This is a genomic window from Globicatella sanguinis NBRC 15551, assembly GCF_001552295.1.
Lineage (GTDB): Bacteria > Bacillota > Bacilli > Lactobacillales > Aerococcaceae > Globicatella > Globicatella sanguinis.
The window spans coordinates 1-18,718 of record NZ_BCQX01000015.1 but is presented as its reverse complement, the minus strand read 5'-3'; the positions used below and the strand labels follow the sequence as shown (position 1 = coordinate 18,718).

At 35.3% G+C, this 18,718-nt stretch carries 14 protein-coding genes and 1 pseudogene; 10 read left to right on the top strand and 5 right to left on the bottom strand.

Annotated elements, in window-relative coordinates; genetic code table 11:
* Nucleotides 1–27 precede the first annotated feature (27 nt).
* Complete coding sequence (locus GSA01S_RS02325; protein ID WP_066124456.1) at nt 28–714, bottom strand: YjjG family noncanonical pyrimidine nucleotidase; 687 nt, start codon at nt 712–714, stop codon at nt 28–30.
* Between the two features lie 184 nt (nt 715–898).
* Entirely contained in the window at nt 899–2,485 is a 1,587-nt protein-coding gene (cls, locus tag GSA01S_RS02320) for a cardiolipin synthase (protein ID WP_157064754.1), read from the bottom strand.
* 161 nt (nt 2,486–2,646) lie between these two features.
* Between cls and GSA01S_RS02315 the strand changes: the two genes are divergently transcribed.
* The 3 genes from GSA01S_RS02315 (at nt 2,647) to lepA (ending at nt 6,034) form a co-directional block, all read left to right on the top strand.
* On the top strand, nt 2,647–3,066 hold the full coding sequence (locus GSA01S_RS02315) for a helix-turn-helix domain-containing protein (RefSeq protein WP_066124454.1): 420 nt from the start codon (nt 2,647–2,649) through the stop codon (nt 3,064–3,066).
* A gap of 14 nt (nt 3,067–3,080) precedes the next feature.
* Complete coding sequence (locus GSA01S_RS02310; RefSeq protein WP_066124450.1) at nt 3,081–3,707, top strand: endolytic transglycosylase MltG; 627 nt, start codon at nt 3,081–3,083, stop codon at nt 3,705–3,707.
* Nucleotides 3,708–4,207: 500 nt separating this feature from the next.
* Nucleotides 4,208–6,034, top strand: a complete 1,827-nt coding sequence (gene lepA / locus GSA01S_RS02305; protein ID WP_066124448.1) for a translation elongation factor 4 — start codon at nt 4,208–4,210, stop codon at nt 6,032–6,034.
* 212 nt (nt 6,035–6,246) lie between these two features.
* Here lepA and GSA01S_RS02300 read toward each other — a convergent pair whose 3' ends face one another.
* Nucleotides 6,247–7,158, bottom strand: coding sequence for a YitT family protein (locus tag GSA01S_RS02300; protein ID WP_066124447.1), 912 nt, complete (start codon nt 7,156–7,158; stop codon nt 6,247–6,249).
* Between the two features lie 264 nt (nt 7,159–7,422).
* Here GSA01S_RS02300 and GSA01S_RS02295 point away from each other — a divergent pair, with 264 nt between their 5' ends.
* From GSA01S_RS02295 to GSA01S_RS02265, 7 genes are all read left to right on the top strand, one after another.
* On the top strand, nt 7,423–8,616 hold the full coding sequence (locus GSA01S_RS02295) for an acetate/propionate family kinase (protein WP_066124446.1): 1,194 nt from the start codon (nt 7,423–7,425) through the stop codon (nt 8,614–8,616).
* Between the two features lie 195 nt (nt 8,617–8,811).
* Entirely contained in the window at nt 8,812–10,905 is a 2,094-nt protein-coding gene (locus GSA01S_RS02290) for a transglycosylase domain-containing protein (protein ID WP_174519393.1), read from the top strand.
* Between the two features lie 109 nt (nt 10,906–11,014).
* Nucleotides 11,015–11,374, top strand: a complete 360-nt coding sequence (locus GSA01S_RS02285; protein WP_066124444.1) for a YlbF/YmcA family competence regulator — start codon at nt 11,015–11,017, stop codon at nt 11,372–11,374.
* A gap of 92 nt (nt 11,375–11,466) precedes the next feature.
* Nucleotides 11,467–12,735, top strand: coding sequence for a metallophosphoesterase family protein (locus tag GSA01S_RS02280; protein ID WP_066124442.1), 1,269 nt, complete (start codon nt 11,467–11,469; stop codon nt 12,733–12,735).
* The gene (locus GSA01S_RS02275; protein ID WP_066124439.1) at nt 12,725–15,547 is read left to right on the top strand and encodes an ATP-binding protein; all 2,823 of its coding nucleotides are present in this window, start codon (nt 12,725–12,727) and stop codon (nt 15,545–15,547) included. The genes GSA01S_RS02280 and GSA01S_RS02275 overlap by 11 nt, the downstream gene beginning before the upstream one ends.
* A complete protein-coding gene (locus GSA01S_RS02270) occupies nt 15,547–16,491 on the top strand; it encodes a 3'-5' exoribonuclease YhaM family protein (RefSeq protein WP_066124436.1) in 945 nt (314 codons plus the stop codon). The genes GSA01S_RS02275 and GSA01S_RS02270 overlap by 1 nt, the downstream gene beginning before the upstream one ends.
* Before the next feature lie 12 nt (nt 16,492–16,503).
* Nucleotides 16,504–17,337, top strand: a complete 834-nt coding sequence (locus tag GSA01S_RS02265; protein ID WP_066124434.1) for an SRPBCC domain-containing protein — start codon at nt 16,504–16,506, stop codon at nt 17,335–17,337.
* Nucleotides 17,338–17,463: 126 nt separating this feature from the next.
* Here GSA01S_RS02265 and GSA01S_RS11235 read toward each other — a convergent pair whose 3' ends face one another.
* Complete coding sequence (locus GSA01S_RS11235) at nt 17,464–17,589, bottom strand: helix-turn-helix domain-containing protein (RefSeq protein ID WP_373276901.1); 126 nt, start codon at nt 17,587–17,589, stop codon at nt 17,464–17,466.
* Between the two features lie 248 nt (nt 17,590–17,837).
* A pseudogene (locus GSA01S_RS10480) lies at nt 17,838–18,717 on the bottom strand (IS30 family transposase); the annotation flags it as partial.
* Nucleotide 18,718: the final 1 nt, after the last annotated feature.

Sequence of the window (18,718 nt, the reverse complement as noted above, 5' to 3'; positions counted from 1 at the left end):
GGATTTTATCGCTCGTCCACTGATAGTTTAAATTAAAATATCTAATATTTCTTTGAAGTTTTGTGCTTGATAGGTGATGGTTAAGTCGTCTGGCTGTTGCTTTTGGTGAGGATTATACCAAATCGAATGCATTTGAATATTGTGCGCACCACGCATATCAGAGGTAAGACTATCACCAATCATAATGGCTTGTTCAAAATCAAAATCATTAATTTGTTTAAATGATTCTTCGAAAAAGCGAGTATCAGGTTTACTAAAGCCTAATTTTTCTGAGATAAAGATATAGTCAAAATAGCCGATGATGCCAGTTTGATTTAGACGTTTTATTTGCGTTGGATAGACGCCATTGGATGCTGCTAGTAATGTTTTTTGATGTTGTTGTAGCGTAATTAAGAAGTTCTCTGCACCATCAATCAAATCACCAGCTTCTGCAAGTTGATCACGGAAATAATCATCCATATTATCCGATACTACCGAAAAACCGAACTGCTCAAAAAAATTCGGAAAGCGGGTTGCGAGTAGTTCTGACTTACTAAGTGTCCCTAATTCGATTTGATGCCATAGTTGTTGATTATATTGTTTAAATTGGTTGAATAGGTCATCTGAGTAGGGGAAACCAATATGTTCCGTTAATTTTTTAAAGGCTTTTTGTTCACTTTTTTGAAAATCAAAAATCGTATCGTCTAAATCGATAAAAATATATTGATAGGTCATCATGGACATCCTTTCGTCTTAAAGATTTTTACAAACTTAGCCTCTATTATAACATAAAAGAAGAGACAGAGTCGTTCGTATCAATTAAACGTCTACTCGGTCTCTTTTAAATTAATAATTTATATACGTTATGAAATAATTTAGACAACCCTGATAATAATAATTTAGCCATCAGGTACCATTTTTATAAGAGTGGCGCAAAGATTTTAACGATCCACCCTGTTAATTTTTGAGTAAAGGGACGACTATTCAGTTTATCAAATAAGATAAGTTCTGACATTCCTAATGTTTCTTGGAAATCCTCTTCAATATCGGCAATCGAGTCTGTTTTATAAAGTAAAACACCACATTCAAAATGATGATACAAGCTACGATAATCTAAATTAATGGAACCTACAACCGCCGTATCATTATCACTGACAAAAACTTTTGCATGGATAAAACCAGGCGTATATTCATAGATATCAACACCGGCATCCATTAAAGAGGCGTAGTATGTTTTTGCAAGGGCAAAAGGAATTTTCTTATCAGGAATACCTGGTAAAATGATTTTTACCTCCACACCACGGTTGGAAGCAAATTTGATAGCATTTTCTAATTCACTATCAAGAATTAAATAGGGGGTCATGATGTGTACATATCGATTAGCACGGTTTAAGATATCGATATAAACATTTTCGCCAACTTTTTCATTATCAAAAGGTTCGTCTCCATAAGGAATGATAAAGCCATTTTGTTTGTTAGGTAGGGGATTGGCTTCATTTAAATAAGCAGAATAACGCGGCTTTTCTTCATCCATATTCCATAGTTGTAAAAACATCAGGGTAAATGTCTTAACCGCATCACCTTTTAACATAATGGCGGTATCTTTCCAATGACCAAAGCGGTGAATTAAGTTAATATATTCATCCGCTAAGTTAACGCCACCGGTAAAAGCCGTATGCCCATCAATGACCAGTATTTTACGGTGATCACGGTAATTGTAGTGAGTGGATACAAATGGTGTAATCGGGGCGAACATCTTACATTGAATCCCTAATTGACGAATCTTCGCATCATAATCCCAAGGAACTTTGGTAAAGGCATTGGTACCATCGTACATGACACGCACCTCAACCCCTTCGGCTGCTTTTCTGGCAAGTATCTCTAGAATGTGTCCCCACATTTCACCTTCTTGGATAATAAAATACTCTAAAAAGATAAAATGTTGGGCTTTTTCTAATTCAATCATCATCGCTTGATATTTATCTTCACCCGTTTTAAAGTACTCAGTTGTCGTTTGATTATAGACAGGATAATTACCATTTAATCTTAGATAGTGAGCAAGGGTAGCAGTTCCTTCATTAACTTTAGTTAGCTTTTCTATCACTTGTGGATTTTGGCGAACTTTATGTTCACTGCGGACGATGGAATGATTGATGCGACGCGCTAAAATTCGATGTCCTAAATTACTATGAGTGTAAGCATAGAGTAAGCCACCAAAGATTGGGAAAGTCATGATTACCATAATCCAGGTTGTTTTGGCAGTGGCACTAATTTTGTGTGAGTTTAAAATATAAATAACAATAAAACTTGAAAATGTAAGGGAAATACCATTGATTATTGGAAAATATTCACCAAACCACTTAAACATTGAGAAGAGGAAGAAAATTTGAACTAATAATAAAATGGTAATAACGCCGGTACGACTAAAAATTATTTTGAATAACCCATGTTTACCTTTATCCTTTAGTAGATATAAGGCTTTGGTTGTATGTTCTTCCTGTTTCATATTTCCTCCATAAAAAAGCAATACTTTCTTCTATTATACTGTCAGTACGCTATTTATTTCAACTTTTTTGAAAAACTTAATCTGATTGTAATAGCATTACTATTGAAAATTTTCAGTTTTTTGAATAAAATAGAAAGTATGAATAATGAAAGAGGTGCCTTATGGATATATGGATTTTAGTGATTGCACTATTAGCAATCGCCATCGTATTATTGATTGCTTCTATTTATGCAAAAGACGATCAAAATATTGAAAAACAATTAGAAGAATTTCAAATTCAACAATCAAGAGAATTATATAATATTAAAACACGAGTAGCTGAAATTGAGCAAGAATTAAAAGAACCTTCTCCTTTAGTTTATGGTAGTGACCAAAATTATCCTAACGAAACAGTTACCGATGAAGAACAATTAGTAGAAGAAGTTGAAGTAGTCGATACTACCGAAATTTCCGAATTAACCAAAGAAGAAGTAATTCGTTTATATTCTCAAGGATTCACCATGCAAGAAATTGCAGCTGATGTAGCATTGAATGTTAAAACCGTTCAAACGATTGTTGATGATTACATCGAAAATCGTTAGAAAGGAATGATTTCATGAGTAAACAAACATTAAGATCAATGGGAATTGGCTTTTTATGTGCGGCGTTATTATCAGGTGCTTATGCTGTTTTTGGTCAAGGAAATGTACCGGTACCGGGTGTGACGGTTAACTCTTTGTTTAATGGTTCTAATAACGATAAGGAATTAGCCCAATATCGTGAGGAAGTAAGTAAATTACAAGAAGAGAAAAGTAATTTAGAGTCAGAAAAACAAAAATTATCTGAGAATATGTCAGCCTTAGAAGAGCAAATGAACAAACAATCAGAAAAGAAAGAAGAAACAACTTCTGGTAATTCTATTGAACCAACCAGTGGTGAAGAAAGTACGGTAGCCGAAGGCGAAACGACGGAAGCAGCGACGGAAGGAAATAATGATGAAGTTGCAGCTGAAGCGAGCTCAACCACTACTTTCACGATTAGTGAAGGGGAAGATTCAACGACTATCGCGAATCGTTTAGCAGATGAAGGTATTATTCAAGATTCAGCTGAATTACAAGAAATTATCGCAAACTGGGGCTTAGATACATTAATTCAAGCAGGAGAATATGAATTAAGTCCAGATATGTCAGTCCATCAAGTGGCTGAAATCTTAACTAATGGTGCTTATTACTATATTCCATAGTATTAAATGAGTCGTTAGTAAGAACAGATTTAATCAGTTTAAAATCGTTTGTTTTTGCGTAGGTCGTACTGATTAGCAGTCATATAACGTCAACGGCGGTGTCGCAGTAGGAACATCGCGTTTGTAGGTTGTAATCATTAGCAATCATATAACGTCAACGTCAAAGGTTTTATACGATTTTAACTAATCTAGAAATAGAAAATAAAAAGGGACTGGGAAGAAATTTTATAGAGTTTCATCCAGTCTCTTATTTATGTGGAAAAGCGCCATGAGGGATGAGGAAGATAAAATGCCTCAAAATGACTGAAAATTAAATATTTGTTTCTAAAAGGATAGTTTGATACGATAAGAGCATTGTATAAAGTATCATTGTCAATCAATACTTAAGAGAATATGATAAAAATGACTATTCAATTAAGCAAAAATTTGTTACTATTAATCATGTATGTATAAAGCTTGAAATAAGTTTTTACTGAATTCAAGCAAAAGGATGTGAAATTATGTCTTTAAGAGATGATATGTTAAAAAGACAACAAAAAATAAGAAACTTTTCGATTATTGCCCATATCGACCATGGTAAATCAACTTTGGCCGACCGTATTTTACAACAAACCCATACGGTTTCGGATCGTGAGATGCAAGACCAATTGCTTGATTCAATGGATTTAGAGCGTGAACGTGGTATCACCATTAAGTTAAATGCCGTAGAGTTGAAGTATCAAGCAAATGACGGCGAAGAGTATATTTTTCATTTAATCGATACGCCAGGTCACGTCGACTTTACTTATGAAGTATCGCGTTCATTAGCTGCTTGTGAAGGGGCGCTATTGGTTGTCGATGCTGCTCAAGGGATTGAAGCACAAACCTTAGCGAATGTTTATTTAGCATTGGATAACGATTTAGAAATATTACCGGTTATTAATAAAATTGACTTACCAGCAGCCAATCCTGAAAGAGTTCAACAAGAAATTGAAGACGTTATTGGGTTAGATGCCAGTGAAGCTGTTTTTGCGAGTGCCAAAGCCGGTATTGGAATTGATCAAATTTTAGAGCAGGTAGTTGAAAAGGTGCCTGCACCGACGGGGGATATTGATGAACCTTTACAAGCTTTAATCTTTGACTCAGCTTACGATAGTTATCGCGGCGTTGTCTTAAATGTCCGAATTGTGAATGGGACGGTTAAACCAGGTGACACGATTCGTTTAATGAGTAATGGCAAAGAATTTGAAGTAGTCGAAGTAGGTGTATTTTCTCCAAAACCAATTAAGCGGGACTATTTAATGGTTGGGGATGTCGGTTATTTAACGGCCGGTATTAAGACGATTCAAGATACACGGGTAGGGGACACCATTACCTCAGCTGATCGTCCGGCAGCAGAACCGTTAGAAGGCTATCGTAAATTAAATCCAATGGTTTTTGCTGGTCTTTATCCGGTTGACTCCAATGACTATAATGATTTACGAGAAGCTTTGGAAAAACTGCATTTAAATGATGCTGCTTTAGAATTCGAAGCGGAAACGTCACAAGCATTAGGTTTTGGTTACCGTACTGGATTTTTAGGTTTACTGCATATGGATGTGATTCAAGAACGTCTAGAAAGAGAATTTAACATTGATTTAATTACGACCGCACCATCGGTTATATATAAAGTATTAAAGACGAATGGTGAAGAAGTAATTGTTGATAACCCAAGTATGATGCCACCAGCAACTGAAGTTGATCAGATTTTCGAACCTTATGTTAAAGCAACGATTATGGTGCCTAATGACTATGTTGGGGCAGTAATGGATATTGGTCAACGTAAACGTGGTAACTTTATTACGATGGATTACTTAGATGATTATCGTGTTAATGTCGTTTATGAATTGCCGATGGCTGAGATTATTTATGACTTCTTCGATAAATTAAAATCTAATACCAAAGGCTATGCGTCATTAGATTATGAAATTATTGGTTACAAACCATCTAACTTAGTTAAAATGGATATATTATTAAATGGTGACTTAATCGATGCCTTTAGTATGATTGTTCATAAAGATTTTGCTTATGGTCGTGGTCGTGAATTAGTTGAGAAATTGCGTGGCATTATCCCACGTCAATTATTCGAAGTGCCAATCCAAGCTGCGGTTGGACAAAAGATTATTGCGAGAACGAATATAAAAGCATTGCGTAAAGATGTAACAGCCAAATTATATGGTGGGGACGTTTCGCGTCGTAAGAAATTATTAGAGAAACAAAAAGAAGGTAAGAAACGGATGAAACAAGTGGGGTCTGTAGAAGTACCTCAAGAAGCATTCATGGCTATCTTACAAATGGATGAAGATTAAGATTAATTTAGATAAAACGGCGACGGGATAGAAAAGATTGAATTTCTATCTCGTCGCCGATTATTTTTTGTAATCTTGATGTACGTTTAATTTTGTTCAAGGGGGAAAGTGACAAGTGGGGGTTGACCGACGAAGCGAAAATTATTCAATTTTCTACTTCTGGTACACTCCCTTCTAAATTCCCCTTGTTGGTATCATTATCTTAATGTGAATTAGTAATTGGCATTGTCTGAATAAAATCGCTTATTACGATTGCCGGCATTGTAGAAAGTAAAGCCTTGACCAATAACTTGTTGGACATCGGAGATGGTAACAAAGGCCTTAGCATCAATTTTTGAGATGAGTCGTTGAATTTGGATGACTTGATGACGACTCACAATGACATATAAAACATCTTTTTCGCGATGACTGTAATAACCATAGGCTTTTAAAACTGTTAAGCCACGACCAACTTGTTCAATAATAGCATGCGCTACTTCGTCTTGTTTTTCAGAGATAATCATTAACGATTTGCGACGGTCAAAACCTTCTGTGAATACATCGATCATATAACTAGCAATAAACTTCATAATTAACGTGACAATCGCGTTTTCTAGACCAATAACAAAGGAACTCGCGATAATAATTAATAAATTAATTAAGAAGACACCCAGTGAAAATCCTAAACCAAAGAATTTTTTCAACATTAAAGCGATAATATCGGTACCGGCAGTCGTTCCATTACCACGGACAATAATCCCCATACCGATCCCCATGATGACACCACCCGCAATCGAAGAAATTAAGACATTTTCTGAGGTGAATCCAGGTGTTTGGATAATTTCCATGAACCAACTCATCATAGCTAAGGCATAAATAGTGAAGACCAGTGTTCTCTTTTCAATAAATTTCCAGCCGATAAGTAGTAAAATCGCATTCAGGATAAAGTTGGTGGCTCCAACATTAATTTGACGCATATAGTATAAAATAATCGCAATACCGGACACGCCACCACTGGCAAATTTATTAGGTAGAACAAAACTATTAATACCTACCGCATAGATTGCGCAACCTAAAGTAATCATCACGATTGAGAAAATAATGGTTGATGTTTCCATTTTGAGATAATCATTTATTCTTTTCATTGAGAGCTCCTAATTTCTTATTTTATTCATCAATCATTATACCACGCTAGATAAAACTGTAAACGGCTATCTGATTAAAAACTGATTAATTATTTCACAATCACAGGTAGCAAAAATATTGGTACAATAGGAGTCGTTTTTTAGCTAATCATGCTTCTATTCACAAATATTATAAGACTTTTTTGAATTTAATACTAAAAAAATAAAGCGTTTCATGTTATAATGGTTTTATGTAAAATTATTTAGAAATGGGGAACATGTTAAATGTCTATTACTATGGCAGTGAACGCTGGTAGTTCAAGTTTAAAATTTCAATTGTATACGATGCCTGAGGAAACGGTCATCGCTAAGGGATTAGTAGAACGTATTGGGATTAATGACTCTGTATTCAAATTAGAATATGGTGACGACCAAGAAGTGAAATTAGTGGAGGATATCGCAACTCACGATCGAGCTGTTGAAATCTTATTTGAACAATTAGAAGCTAATAATGTTATTCATTCATTTGGTGAAATTACGGGAATTGGTCACCGTGTAGTGGCAGGTGGCGAATTATTTAAAGAATCTGCTTTAATAGATGATGAAGTAATCGAACAAGTAGATGCATTAGCAGAATTTGCACCATTACATAATGCGGCGGAAGCAGCAGTTATGCGTGCATTTAAAGAACGCGTTCCTAATGCAACAATGGCAGCAGTATTTGACACTTCATTCCATACAACTTTACCTGCTGAAAATTATTTATATAGTTTACCATATGAATATTATGAAGATTTCAAAGCGCGTAAATATGGAGCTCACGGAACGAGTCACCGTTATGTTAGCCGTCGTGCTGCCGAAATGTTAGGTAAAAACATTGAAGATTTAAAAATTATTACTTGTCACTTAGGTAACGGTGCGTCAATTACTGCGGTTGAAGGTGGTAAAGCAGTGGATACTTCTATGGGATTCACACCTTTAGCTGGTGTGACAATGGGAACACGTACTGGTGATATTGATGCTTCAATCATTCCTTTCTTAATGAAAAAATTAGAAATTACCGATATTAATGAAATGTTAAATATCTTCCAAAAACAATCAGGTTTATTAGGAATTTCTGGCATTTCAAGTGATATGCGTGAAATTATGGCTGCAAAAGAAACAAATGAACGTGCTAAAATTGCATATGACATTTTTATTAACCGTGTTCAAAAATACATTGGTCAATATATTGCCGTAATGAATGGTGTGGACGCGATTGTCTTTACAGCTGGTATTGGAGAAAACTCAGCTCCTGTCCGTGAAGATGTTATTAACGGTATCACTGTTTTCGGTGCAGAAATTGATGCAGAACGTAATGATACTCGTAAAGAAGCGGTTATTTCAACTGAAGACTCTAAAGTCGTGGTATTAAATATTCCAACGAATGAAGAAGTTGAAATTGCACGTGAAGTTGAGCGTTTAAAAGCGAATGCTTAATTAGTTGTAATACAAGATGATGAAGGGCTGGGGCTTGCTCCCAGTCTTTTTTCGTGATTAAATATGAAGTACTTACTATTTTACATGAATTTAATTGATATTTAACAAATTAGTAGCAGGATAGTCAATTATTCTTCTAATTTATTTTATAATATAGTAAGTGAAGAAATAGATGAAAGAAAGGTGGTGCCGCAAATGGCTAATCAAAACAAGTCGAGTCATATCTGGCAAGGCATCAAAAATTTATGGCGCTATTATCGTGGGTGGAAATGGCTCATCTTCATAGGGATGACGTTGTCTTTAATCTTATCCAGTTATTTAGTTCTGATTGCGAAAACAACTTCCGTAGATACTTTACAAGAAGCGTTAATGTCTCATACAACAGTCCTAGATATCAATGATGAAGTGGCCGGTACTTTACGCGATCAAAAAGGGAGTTATGTTAGTTTAGAAAACATTTCAACGCCGATGCGTGAAGTAGTCGTCAATACCGAGGATAAACGATTCTATCAACATGTCGGCTTTGACCCAATCGGGATGGGGCGGGCATTTGTACGCTTAATTATCAATCGTAACACTACCGGTGGTGGGGGAAGTTCGATTACACAGCAATTAGTAAAAAATGCGTTTTTAACGTTAGATCAAACGTTTAATCGTAAATTAAAAGAATTTTTCCTAGCTTTAGAAGTTGAAAAGAAATATACCAAAGATCAAATTTTAGAGATGTATTTAAACCATGCTTATTTTGGTAATGGAGTCTGGGGGATTGAGGATGCTTCTATGCGTTACTTTGGACATAGTGCCGCCACCCTAGATTATAATGAAAGTATGGTTTTAACGGGTATTTTAAAAGGACCTAATATTTTTAATCCGATTGATGATTATGAAGCAGCGATTGATCGTCGTAATGTCATTGCTGATTTAATGTATAAAGAAGGTATTCTTTCACAGTCTGATGTTGAAAATATTAAGGTCAGTTCGATTGTGCTGAATGATGCTTATTATGATACGGTGAGTCATGAATATCCGTTTTATTTTGATGCGACCATTTCTGAAGCAGTAGCCAAAGCGAAAATACCTGAAGATGTGTTAGTTTCAAGTGGTTATAAGATTTATACGTATTTAAATACAGACTATCAAAATGCGCTTGATTCTTCTTATACGAATGACTGGATTTTTGGTGATGATGGGATTGATCCGACCGTTCAAAGTGCTAGTGTAGTGGTTGACCCTAAGACAGGTGGCGTAATGGCGGTTTATGGAGGACGTGGCGAATATACCTATCGTGGCTTTAACCGTGCAATTGATATGTATCGTTCTCCTGGTTCGACGATTAAACCCCTAGCGGTCTATGTGAGTGCCTTGGAAAGAGGTTATACCATCCATTCGATGGTGCCGGATGTTGTAAAAGGATATGGTAGTGATAACTACGCACCAGAAAACTATGACCGTCAAGTGTCCGATACCGGTGAAGTTGAACTTTATTATGCTTTAGCTCAAAGTAAAAATACCAGTGCGGTCTACTTGATGGATCAATTTAAAATAGATACTGCCGTTAATAAATTAGCGCAATTTGGTATTAAGGTTGAAGAAGAAGATAAGTCCTTAACACTTGCTTTAGGAGCCATGAAAAACGGTGTTTCACCGCAGCAATTAGCATCAGCCTATTCCGCTTTTAGTAATGATGGCGTGCGTTTAGAAAGTAACTTTATTCGTCGTATTGAGGACCCAAGTGGTAAAGTTGTTTATAATAATGAAAACCCAACAAAATATAAGGTGATGACAGCCAATGTCTCAGCTGATATGACGAGTATGATGCTCGACACTTATGGTGGTTATGGAACGGCTTATGGTGCTGGCCCCGATTACGGATTAATTGCTGGTAAGACAGGTTCGACTGAAGTGAGCGAAGGCAATATGCAAACCCGTGATAAATGGATGGTAGGTTATACACCTGACTTTACCATTGTTACTTGGGTTGGTTTGGATAATGTTGGTGATGGTAACCTAGATGAGTTGATGCCGACTGGTATGGGGAGTCTATTCAATATTCAAACAACCAATTTGATGTTAAGTTCACCGCAAACACCTTTCAATGTTCAAATGGCATCACAAATGGAAGCGGATAGTAACTTTATCGATGAAGATATTTTTGGCGATAGCTTTAAAGCATGGTTAGAAGGTGCGGGTGAAACCTTAAATAAAGTCGTTGATAGATTAGGCAACGAGGCTTCTGAATTATGGCAATCAGCTAGTGAATGGTTAGAGACAGTTGAATTACCATTTTAAAACAATTAGATAATACTAACTGAAAAAATAATTTACTTAGTAATTTCATTGTAGAATGGTCTATATTTTGATATGATAGTAACGTAACTTAAAAGGAGATGACTAGAAAATGACACAAAATAACATTTATGATACAGCTAATCAATTAGAACGTGATTTACGTAACTTAGATGCTTATAAAAATTTAGTAGAAACAATGAAAGCAATTCAAGAAGATAGTGCTTCTAATGAATTATTTGAAGAATTTAAACAAATGGGACAAAGTTTCCAAATGAAGCAAATGACTGGTCAACAACCAACAGAAGATGAAATTAAAGATTATCAAGAACTTTCAGAAAAAGTGATGGCCAATGAGTCTATTAATAAATTAATGGAAAGTGAACGTCAGTTAAGTCAAATTATGGAAGACATTAATCGCATCATTACATTACCATTGCAAGAAGTATATAGCGAAAATAACGAACAATAGTTTATTTTCCATCTGAATTGCCAACTGCGTGTCAATCGAAGTCGATTTGCGTCAGTTGGTATTTTTTAAAACAAAATTGAAAGGAGTCAGCTATGAAATTACTACATGTATCTGACTTACATTTAGATACTCCTTTTAGTGGGATTGCTAAACAAGATTATCAATTACAACAAAAGCTGATTCAAGCTCCCTTTGAGTCTTTTGAACGATGTGTCTCAATCGCGATTAATCAAAAAGTAGATTTAATGTTAGTTTCAGGCGATATCTATGATGCGACTAAGCAAACTATTGCGGCTAAGCATTTTTTCTTTCAGCAAATGAATCGCCTAAAACAAGCAGAAATTCCAGTCGTCATAGGCCATGGTAATCATGATTATTACGAGCAGAATCACTTATCAATGAATTATCCTGATAATGTTCATTTATTCGAGGAAGAATTAGTGAAGCACTTTGATATTACCACTAAAAATAATGAAACTATCCGCATTTATGGTTTTAGCTATAATCATCGTTGGATTAAAGAACGAATGATTGAAAAGTATCCGATTAATCCGAGAACAACTGATTTCACCATTGGTTTATTACATGGTTCTTTAGATTCCACTGAAAGCGAACAAGCCAATTACGCACCTTTTAGCTTACAAGATTTGTTAAGCAAAGAATATGATTATTGGGCACTTGGCCATATTCATCAAGCTATGGTGCTAAATGAAGTCCCTTTAATTCAATATCCAGGTATTATTCAAGGAAAAAATGCTAAAGAATCGGGAGATAAAGGCGCTTATCTTGTCGAATTACGTCAAAATCAACCTACCTTAAATGAGTTTGTGTCGCTTGCATCCATTGTCTGGGAAACAGCTAATTTATATTGCGATTATGATTGGGATCAACAGCGGATTATTTCAGAAATTCAAGACATTGTTACTAATTATGAAGCAGAATCTGAAGGGACTCAGCAGTCTTATTTATTAACGATTCATTTGAATCATGCTCATAAATTATCCAATGCATTACAAGAACAAATTGAATCTGGGCAATTAGCAGAAGTATTTCAACCGAATTATGAGGCGAAACGCTTTACTAAAGTAGTTAAAATCAAATTAGTCACGGATAATCAATTAGAGGTTTTTGAATATGACCAACTATTGAATGAGAGCTATTTAGCGACTCTTCAAGAATTTAAAGATGGAACATTATACGATACAGTCATTAAAGAGATTACGAAGCATCCGGTCATGCGAAAATGGTTAAGAGATAGTGTTTTAACCGAGGATTTAAAAAATGATGCTCTCGAAAAAGCTAATCAACGATTACTGCAAACTTTGAGTATCGAATCGGAGGAGGATAACCATGAAAATTAAAAAGTTAGATATTTATGGTTATGGTAAATGGGTTGACCAAAGCTTTGAAATTGATGAACAATTACAATTGTTTTATGGTCCAAATGAAGCTGGAAAATCAACTTTACAATCCTTTATCCGAAGTATTTTATTTGGTTTCCCTACCAAACACCGACGTGTCAATCAACTCAATCGCTATGAACCTAAATTAGGTAGTCGCTATGGTGGGCGTATTTTATTAATAGATACTCCCGAAGGCGATTTATGGATTGAACGAACAGATTCCAAATTTTCAATTCATACAGTGGATGGAGAAGAAAAGGACCCAGCGCTATTGGAAACATTATTATCTGGGCTTGATGAACGTTTATTTGATACATTTTATGCTTTCAATTTGCAAAATTTACAAGAACTTTCACAATTAGACACCGAGCAAATTAATGATTATTTCTTAAGTATTGGGACCGTGGGAAGTGATCAATTTGTAAAAATTGCCAAGTCATTAGAAAAAGAAACCGATGATTTTTATCGTCCCCAAGCACAAAATCGTCCACTTAATCTATTATTAAGTGAATATGATCAATTAGCCTATAAAGTTGAAGCTGCCAAAGAAACTATGGGACAATATGATCAATTACTGCAAAAAAGACAAGATGAAGAAAAAACAATTGCTGAATTAAACGCTAATATTAAAGAAATAGACAACTCTATGCGCGAATTAGACAAGTTAGTTGGACGCTATGACATCTTTATCAAAGATAGAGCGGCTGTGCGTGAATTAGATCAACTCGTTTTTACCGAGATTGAAGACGAAATGCCTGAAAAGATTAAACAAGCGAATCGTGATATTTCTGACAATCACTCAGAAATTAGGCAATTAGAAGAAAAGATTGAGTTAATTCGTGGGGAATTAGGAACGATGACCCGTTTAAATTGGGCAGTGAACCATGAAGAGGAACGTAAAGTATGGTTATCAAAAACTCAACAAGCAAAAGACATCCAAGCTAAAATTGAGTATGCTCAAGCACGGATTGATGAACAAGAAAAATCGATGCACGAATTAGCGGCCAGAGGTCAATTTTATCCTGAACGCGTTGCCGATGATAATGAATATCAACTAAAAGTAGAAAGCGGACTTGATATTCAATCTAAAAAAATTGATTTAGCCAAACAAGAAGATAATTTGAAATCCGAGCGTAAAGTTTATTTGGAACAACGCAAAGAACAACAGAATTATAGTGCCATTGTCCGTTCGCAAGTCGCGAAACTTGAAAATCAACGCATGAATGATGAAGCTGTTTTGATAGAAGAGACCAGTTTAAAACATTATTTGATGGGAATTGTTTTCCTAATTTTAGGTTTAATGTTAATGGGATCGCAAATGATTAATTCTGTCTTTAATTTGAATGTATTATTCTGGTTAGGGGCTATTCTAACTGTTATTGGTTTAGTGAGTTCGCTCTATGTCTTTTTTGAACATCGTAAACGATTTAATATTTTCCACAATAGTCCAATTGTTAGCAAAATACAAGAATTAAGAGAGAAAGAAAGCGATTATCAAGAACAAAGTAAAGCAATTGGCATTCAAATAAATCAACGTGATGAAGCCTTAGAAAAAATTGTGGAAGAACGTGAAGAAGTCAACAAAGCTTTACAAAAATGGTTAGTTTCAATAGGGTTTTATCCAACAGCTGATCCCGAATTAGTCCTTAAAACCAATCCGGTAAAAGCATATTTTGAAGCGAAATCAGTAAAAGAAAAATTCATTGAAGAAAAAGAACATAATCTACAATTGATTAACGATTGGCGTGCTTTATTACAACCACTATTCGAACGTTTCCCATTTGATGATGAATCGGTACGGGCTCAAATTCGCTATGTTGAAGAATTGGAAGCCCAATTGAAAGTAACGCAGTTCAGAGGTCAAAATTTAAATGATCGCATTACGGAAGCCGAAACTAAAATTGCACAATTGAAACAAAAAGCTACCGATGATCAAGCTTTAATTGATGACATATTAGCGACAACGAATAGTCAAAATCAACTAATTTTCTTTGACAAAGTTCGTGATAATGAACGTATTTTAGAATTAACTGAAAAACATGAGTTATATCAACAACAAATGGCCGGTTTCGAAGAAGCACTTGCAGAAGTAGTGAATAAACAAGCGCTAGTTGAAGAATATAAACGATTAGAAGCGAAGATGGAATTAACACGCGAACAATTAGTACCACATCATTCGGAACGTGCTAATTTAGAAGTAGCGATTCGTAATCTAGAATCAGATGGCACTTACCAAAATCTAACGCAACAATTAGCGATTAAAGAAGCTGAAGTCAGAGAAGCTGTTTTAGAGTGGACATCTAAACGCATCGCGATGGAATTAATCTTTAAAACACTGCGTCATGGTATTGGGGACCCAGTACCTGCTATGATTGAACGTGCGAATGAAATATTTGAACGTTTATCTTATGGACGTTATACGCAAATTAAGCTGAACAAACAAGGTGTTAAAGTGATGCAGTTTAGTGGTATTTTATTTGAACCACATGAATTGTCACAAGGGACATTAGAGCAATTGTATGTTGCATTACGATTAGCATTTGTTGAAAGTGCTACTACGGTGGTTAAATTACCGATTATTATTGATGATGCATTCGTTAATTTTGATGAATTTAGAAAAACAAGCATGTACCAAGTGTTAGAGAAATTTAGTGAAACAATCCAAGTCTTGTTCTTTACTTTTGATCAACAAGCGATTGAATCATTTAAAGAAGAACAGACCATTGATTTATCTGAGATTGAACAAGTAGAAGAAAAGGCGGTGGAATAATGACTTATTTGTATGATATTCAAACAGGTGAAGATTTTAACCTCTTTTTATTAATAAAATCAGCAGAAGTAAAAATTGCACGAAATGGTAATCCATTTATTGCTTTTAGTTTCCAAGATCAATCAGGTTCGATGGATGGCATGTATTGGTCTGCTACTGATGAGGAAGTTGCCAAATTCCAAACTGGAAAAGTTGTATTTGTACGTGGAATGCGTGATAGTTATCAAGGAAAATCGCAAGTGAAGATTAAACAATTACGACTAGCTGAAGAAGGCGAACCAAATGATCCAGCCCTTTATCTAGAACGTGTTGAAGTCAAACGTGAAGATATTAAACGTGAAATTGATGAAGCTATTTTCTTAATTCGAGAACCTAATATTGTACGTATTGTCCATAAAATTTTGAATACCGTTGAAGAGGACTTTTATAGTTATCCAGCAGCGAAAAGATTTCATCATGCAATGGTTGGAGGCTTAAGTTTCCATACGGTTTCAATGTTAAGAATTGCTAAAAGCTTATTAAAAATCTATCCAGATTTAAATGCGTCTTTATTAATTGCGGGGATTATTCTTCATGATATTGGTAAGACGATTGAATTAAGTGGTCCTGTCTCAACAGAATATACCTTAAAAGGAAAAATGATGGGACATATTGTCATCATGTCGGAATTAATTGATCAAGCCTGTCGTGAAATCAATATTAATCCTGAAATGGAATCGATTGTATTATTGAAACACGTCGTTCTAGCGCATCATGGTAAATTAGAGTTTGGCAGTCCAGTAGTCCCTCAAATTGTTGAAGCTGAATTGATTCATCAAATTGACTTAATGGATGCAAACTTAAACATGATGTTAAGCGAAACAGCAAAAGTTGAAGGTGGCGAATTTACCGAACCCATCTTTGCTTTAGACCGTCGTCAATTTTATAAACCTAAATTTAAATAGAGGAGCCTTGCTATGTCCAATGAAAAAGAATTAGCATCTAATCAAACCGAAACAAGTGGCTGTGGCTATTCAGGTCACAGGGACGAACATCACCACCATGAGTGTAATTGCGGCCATCATTACGATCACGCGCACGAACATCAAGATGAATGTAATTGCGGCCATCATCATGACCATGCTCACGAACATCACCACCATGAATGTGGTTGTGCCCATCATCACGATCATCACCATCATGAATGTGGTTGTGGTCATCATCATGACCATGCTCACGAACATCACCACCATGAATGTGGTTGTGCCCATCATCACGATCATCACCATCATGAATGTGGCTGTGGCCATCATCACGACCATGATTATGAACCGCATCATGGTTTAACCATCAATTTTGATGGTGAAGTCCAAGCGGATATTAATCGTGTTTGGGAAATTTTAACTGAGAATGAGTATATTACCCAATGGTCCCAAGGTTTACGGATTGAAGATTACCGTCCTGGTGGTAAATTGATATATACCGATGAATTAGAAACAGACCATTCCTTTATGATTTTAGATATTGAAGCACCGGTATTGTTCACCTTCACTTGGCAAGAGGGCACGATTGCTTTTGAATTAAAGGGAACGTCTGAAACAACCACGTTGATTAATTTTTCTAATTGGTTAGAAATTGTCGATGAGAATACAGCGATTAGTTTAACGAATTGGATGATTAATTTACAAACAATCGCGGCTTTAGCCGAAGGTGTCGCAATCGAAGATCGTGACACACAATATGTTGAAATATTACCAAAAATGCGTCAAATGTTATCTTTAGAAGACACGAATACCATCGTATTTGAATAATGGCAAATAACAAGACCGATCAGAATTTTAATGATTTCTGTTCGGTCTTGTTTGTTTAGGTTATGTTTAACGAGTCAAAGTGCTGTCTACCTTAACATAAGTATAAATTTAATAGTGTTTACTAAGCTAGCGATCATCGCCTGGTTTATGACCGAAGAAGTTTAGGTATTCCCGGTAAAAATAGGTTCTGTTAGAAAAACCGACGATATGACTAATCTCATTTATCGGTAAGCGTGTGGATTGAATTAACAATTGGGCTTTTTGCAATTTTTTTGATTAATTAACTCAGTGAATGTCTTGCCACTTTTTTCTTTTATTAAGTTGCTTAAATAATTTTTATTAAAATTTAACTGATTGGCGGCTTCATTGAGTGTTAGTTTTTGATACTGTGTATCGATTAAATTTAACACTTGTAAATAAGGCGAATGTTCTTCAAAGGAATCTTTTTTGATTTCAGGTAAATTGCGGGCCATTTCATAAAATAAAATAGGCAAATACTGCGTTCGATAACCGAATGATTTTCGTGGAATTTCATTGTGGAAATGGGCTGTTTGACTGAGTGTTTTCTGCGATATATCGGTAAAAGCCATTCCCTTAGATAATCCATCTCTTCTAAGAAGTCCATTAGAGTGTTCATTTAAGCTTCTCTGTGACGGACAACCAGGATCAGCAAAGTAAATGTTGATGTCATTGACGTTTGAAATGGCTTGCCAATCAGAAAATTCTTTTCCACAATCAAACGTAATGGATTTAAATAAATTTCTTGGCAATTAAGATAACCAGTTATCACAAGCTATTCGCACAACACTTGCTTTCCGACTACTAATTTTTATCGGAATGATGAGTTTACTGAATCTTTCGACCAGTGTTAGGACTGCACTTTTATGGTCTTTTCCGACAATTGTGTCAACTTCTAGATGTCCAAATTATTTCTCATATTGTGGATTATCTTTCTTACGATCGTCGATGGTGCGTCTAAAAGATTGTTTGCCTCTTTTTTCCTGATGCCCATTGGGCTTTCTCTTCCCTTTCATCGGTAAAGTGAATGGATCAAAGAGTTACGAGTCTTTAAAACGAAGATAGAGTGTCCGAGCTGTACATCCTAATGGTTTTTCATTACGACCAATGATCACGTCAGAAGACCAACCAAGTTCCACTTTTTCCTTAATGTATATGATTTGGTTTAGAGTTAAACGTCTTCTTTTTGGCACCATAGCCTGATTTATTCTCTTTATATTGCTCGTAGTATTTCTGAATACTGCCACTATTTTTAAGGAAATTAACGACGTTATAAATGGTTTGGATAGCCCGATTTAATTTTTTAGCGATATCTGTTACTTTTTTACCACTATCGTAATAATTTTCTATCCAAATTTTGATT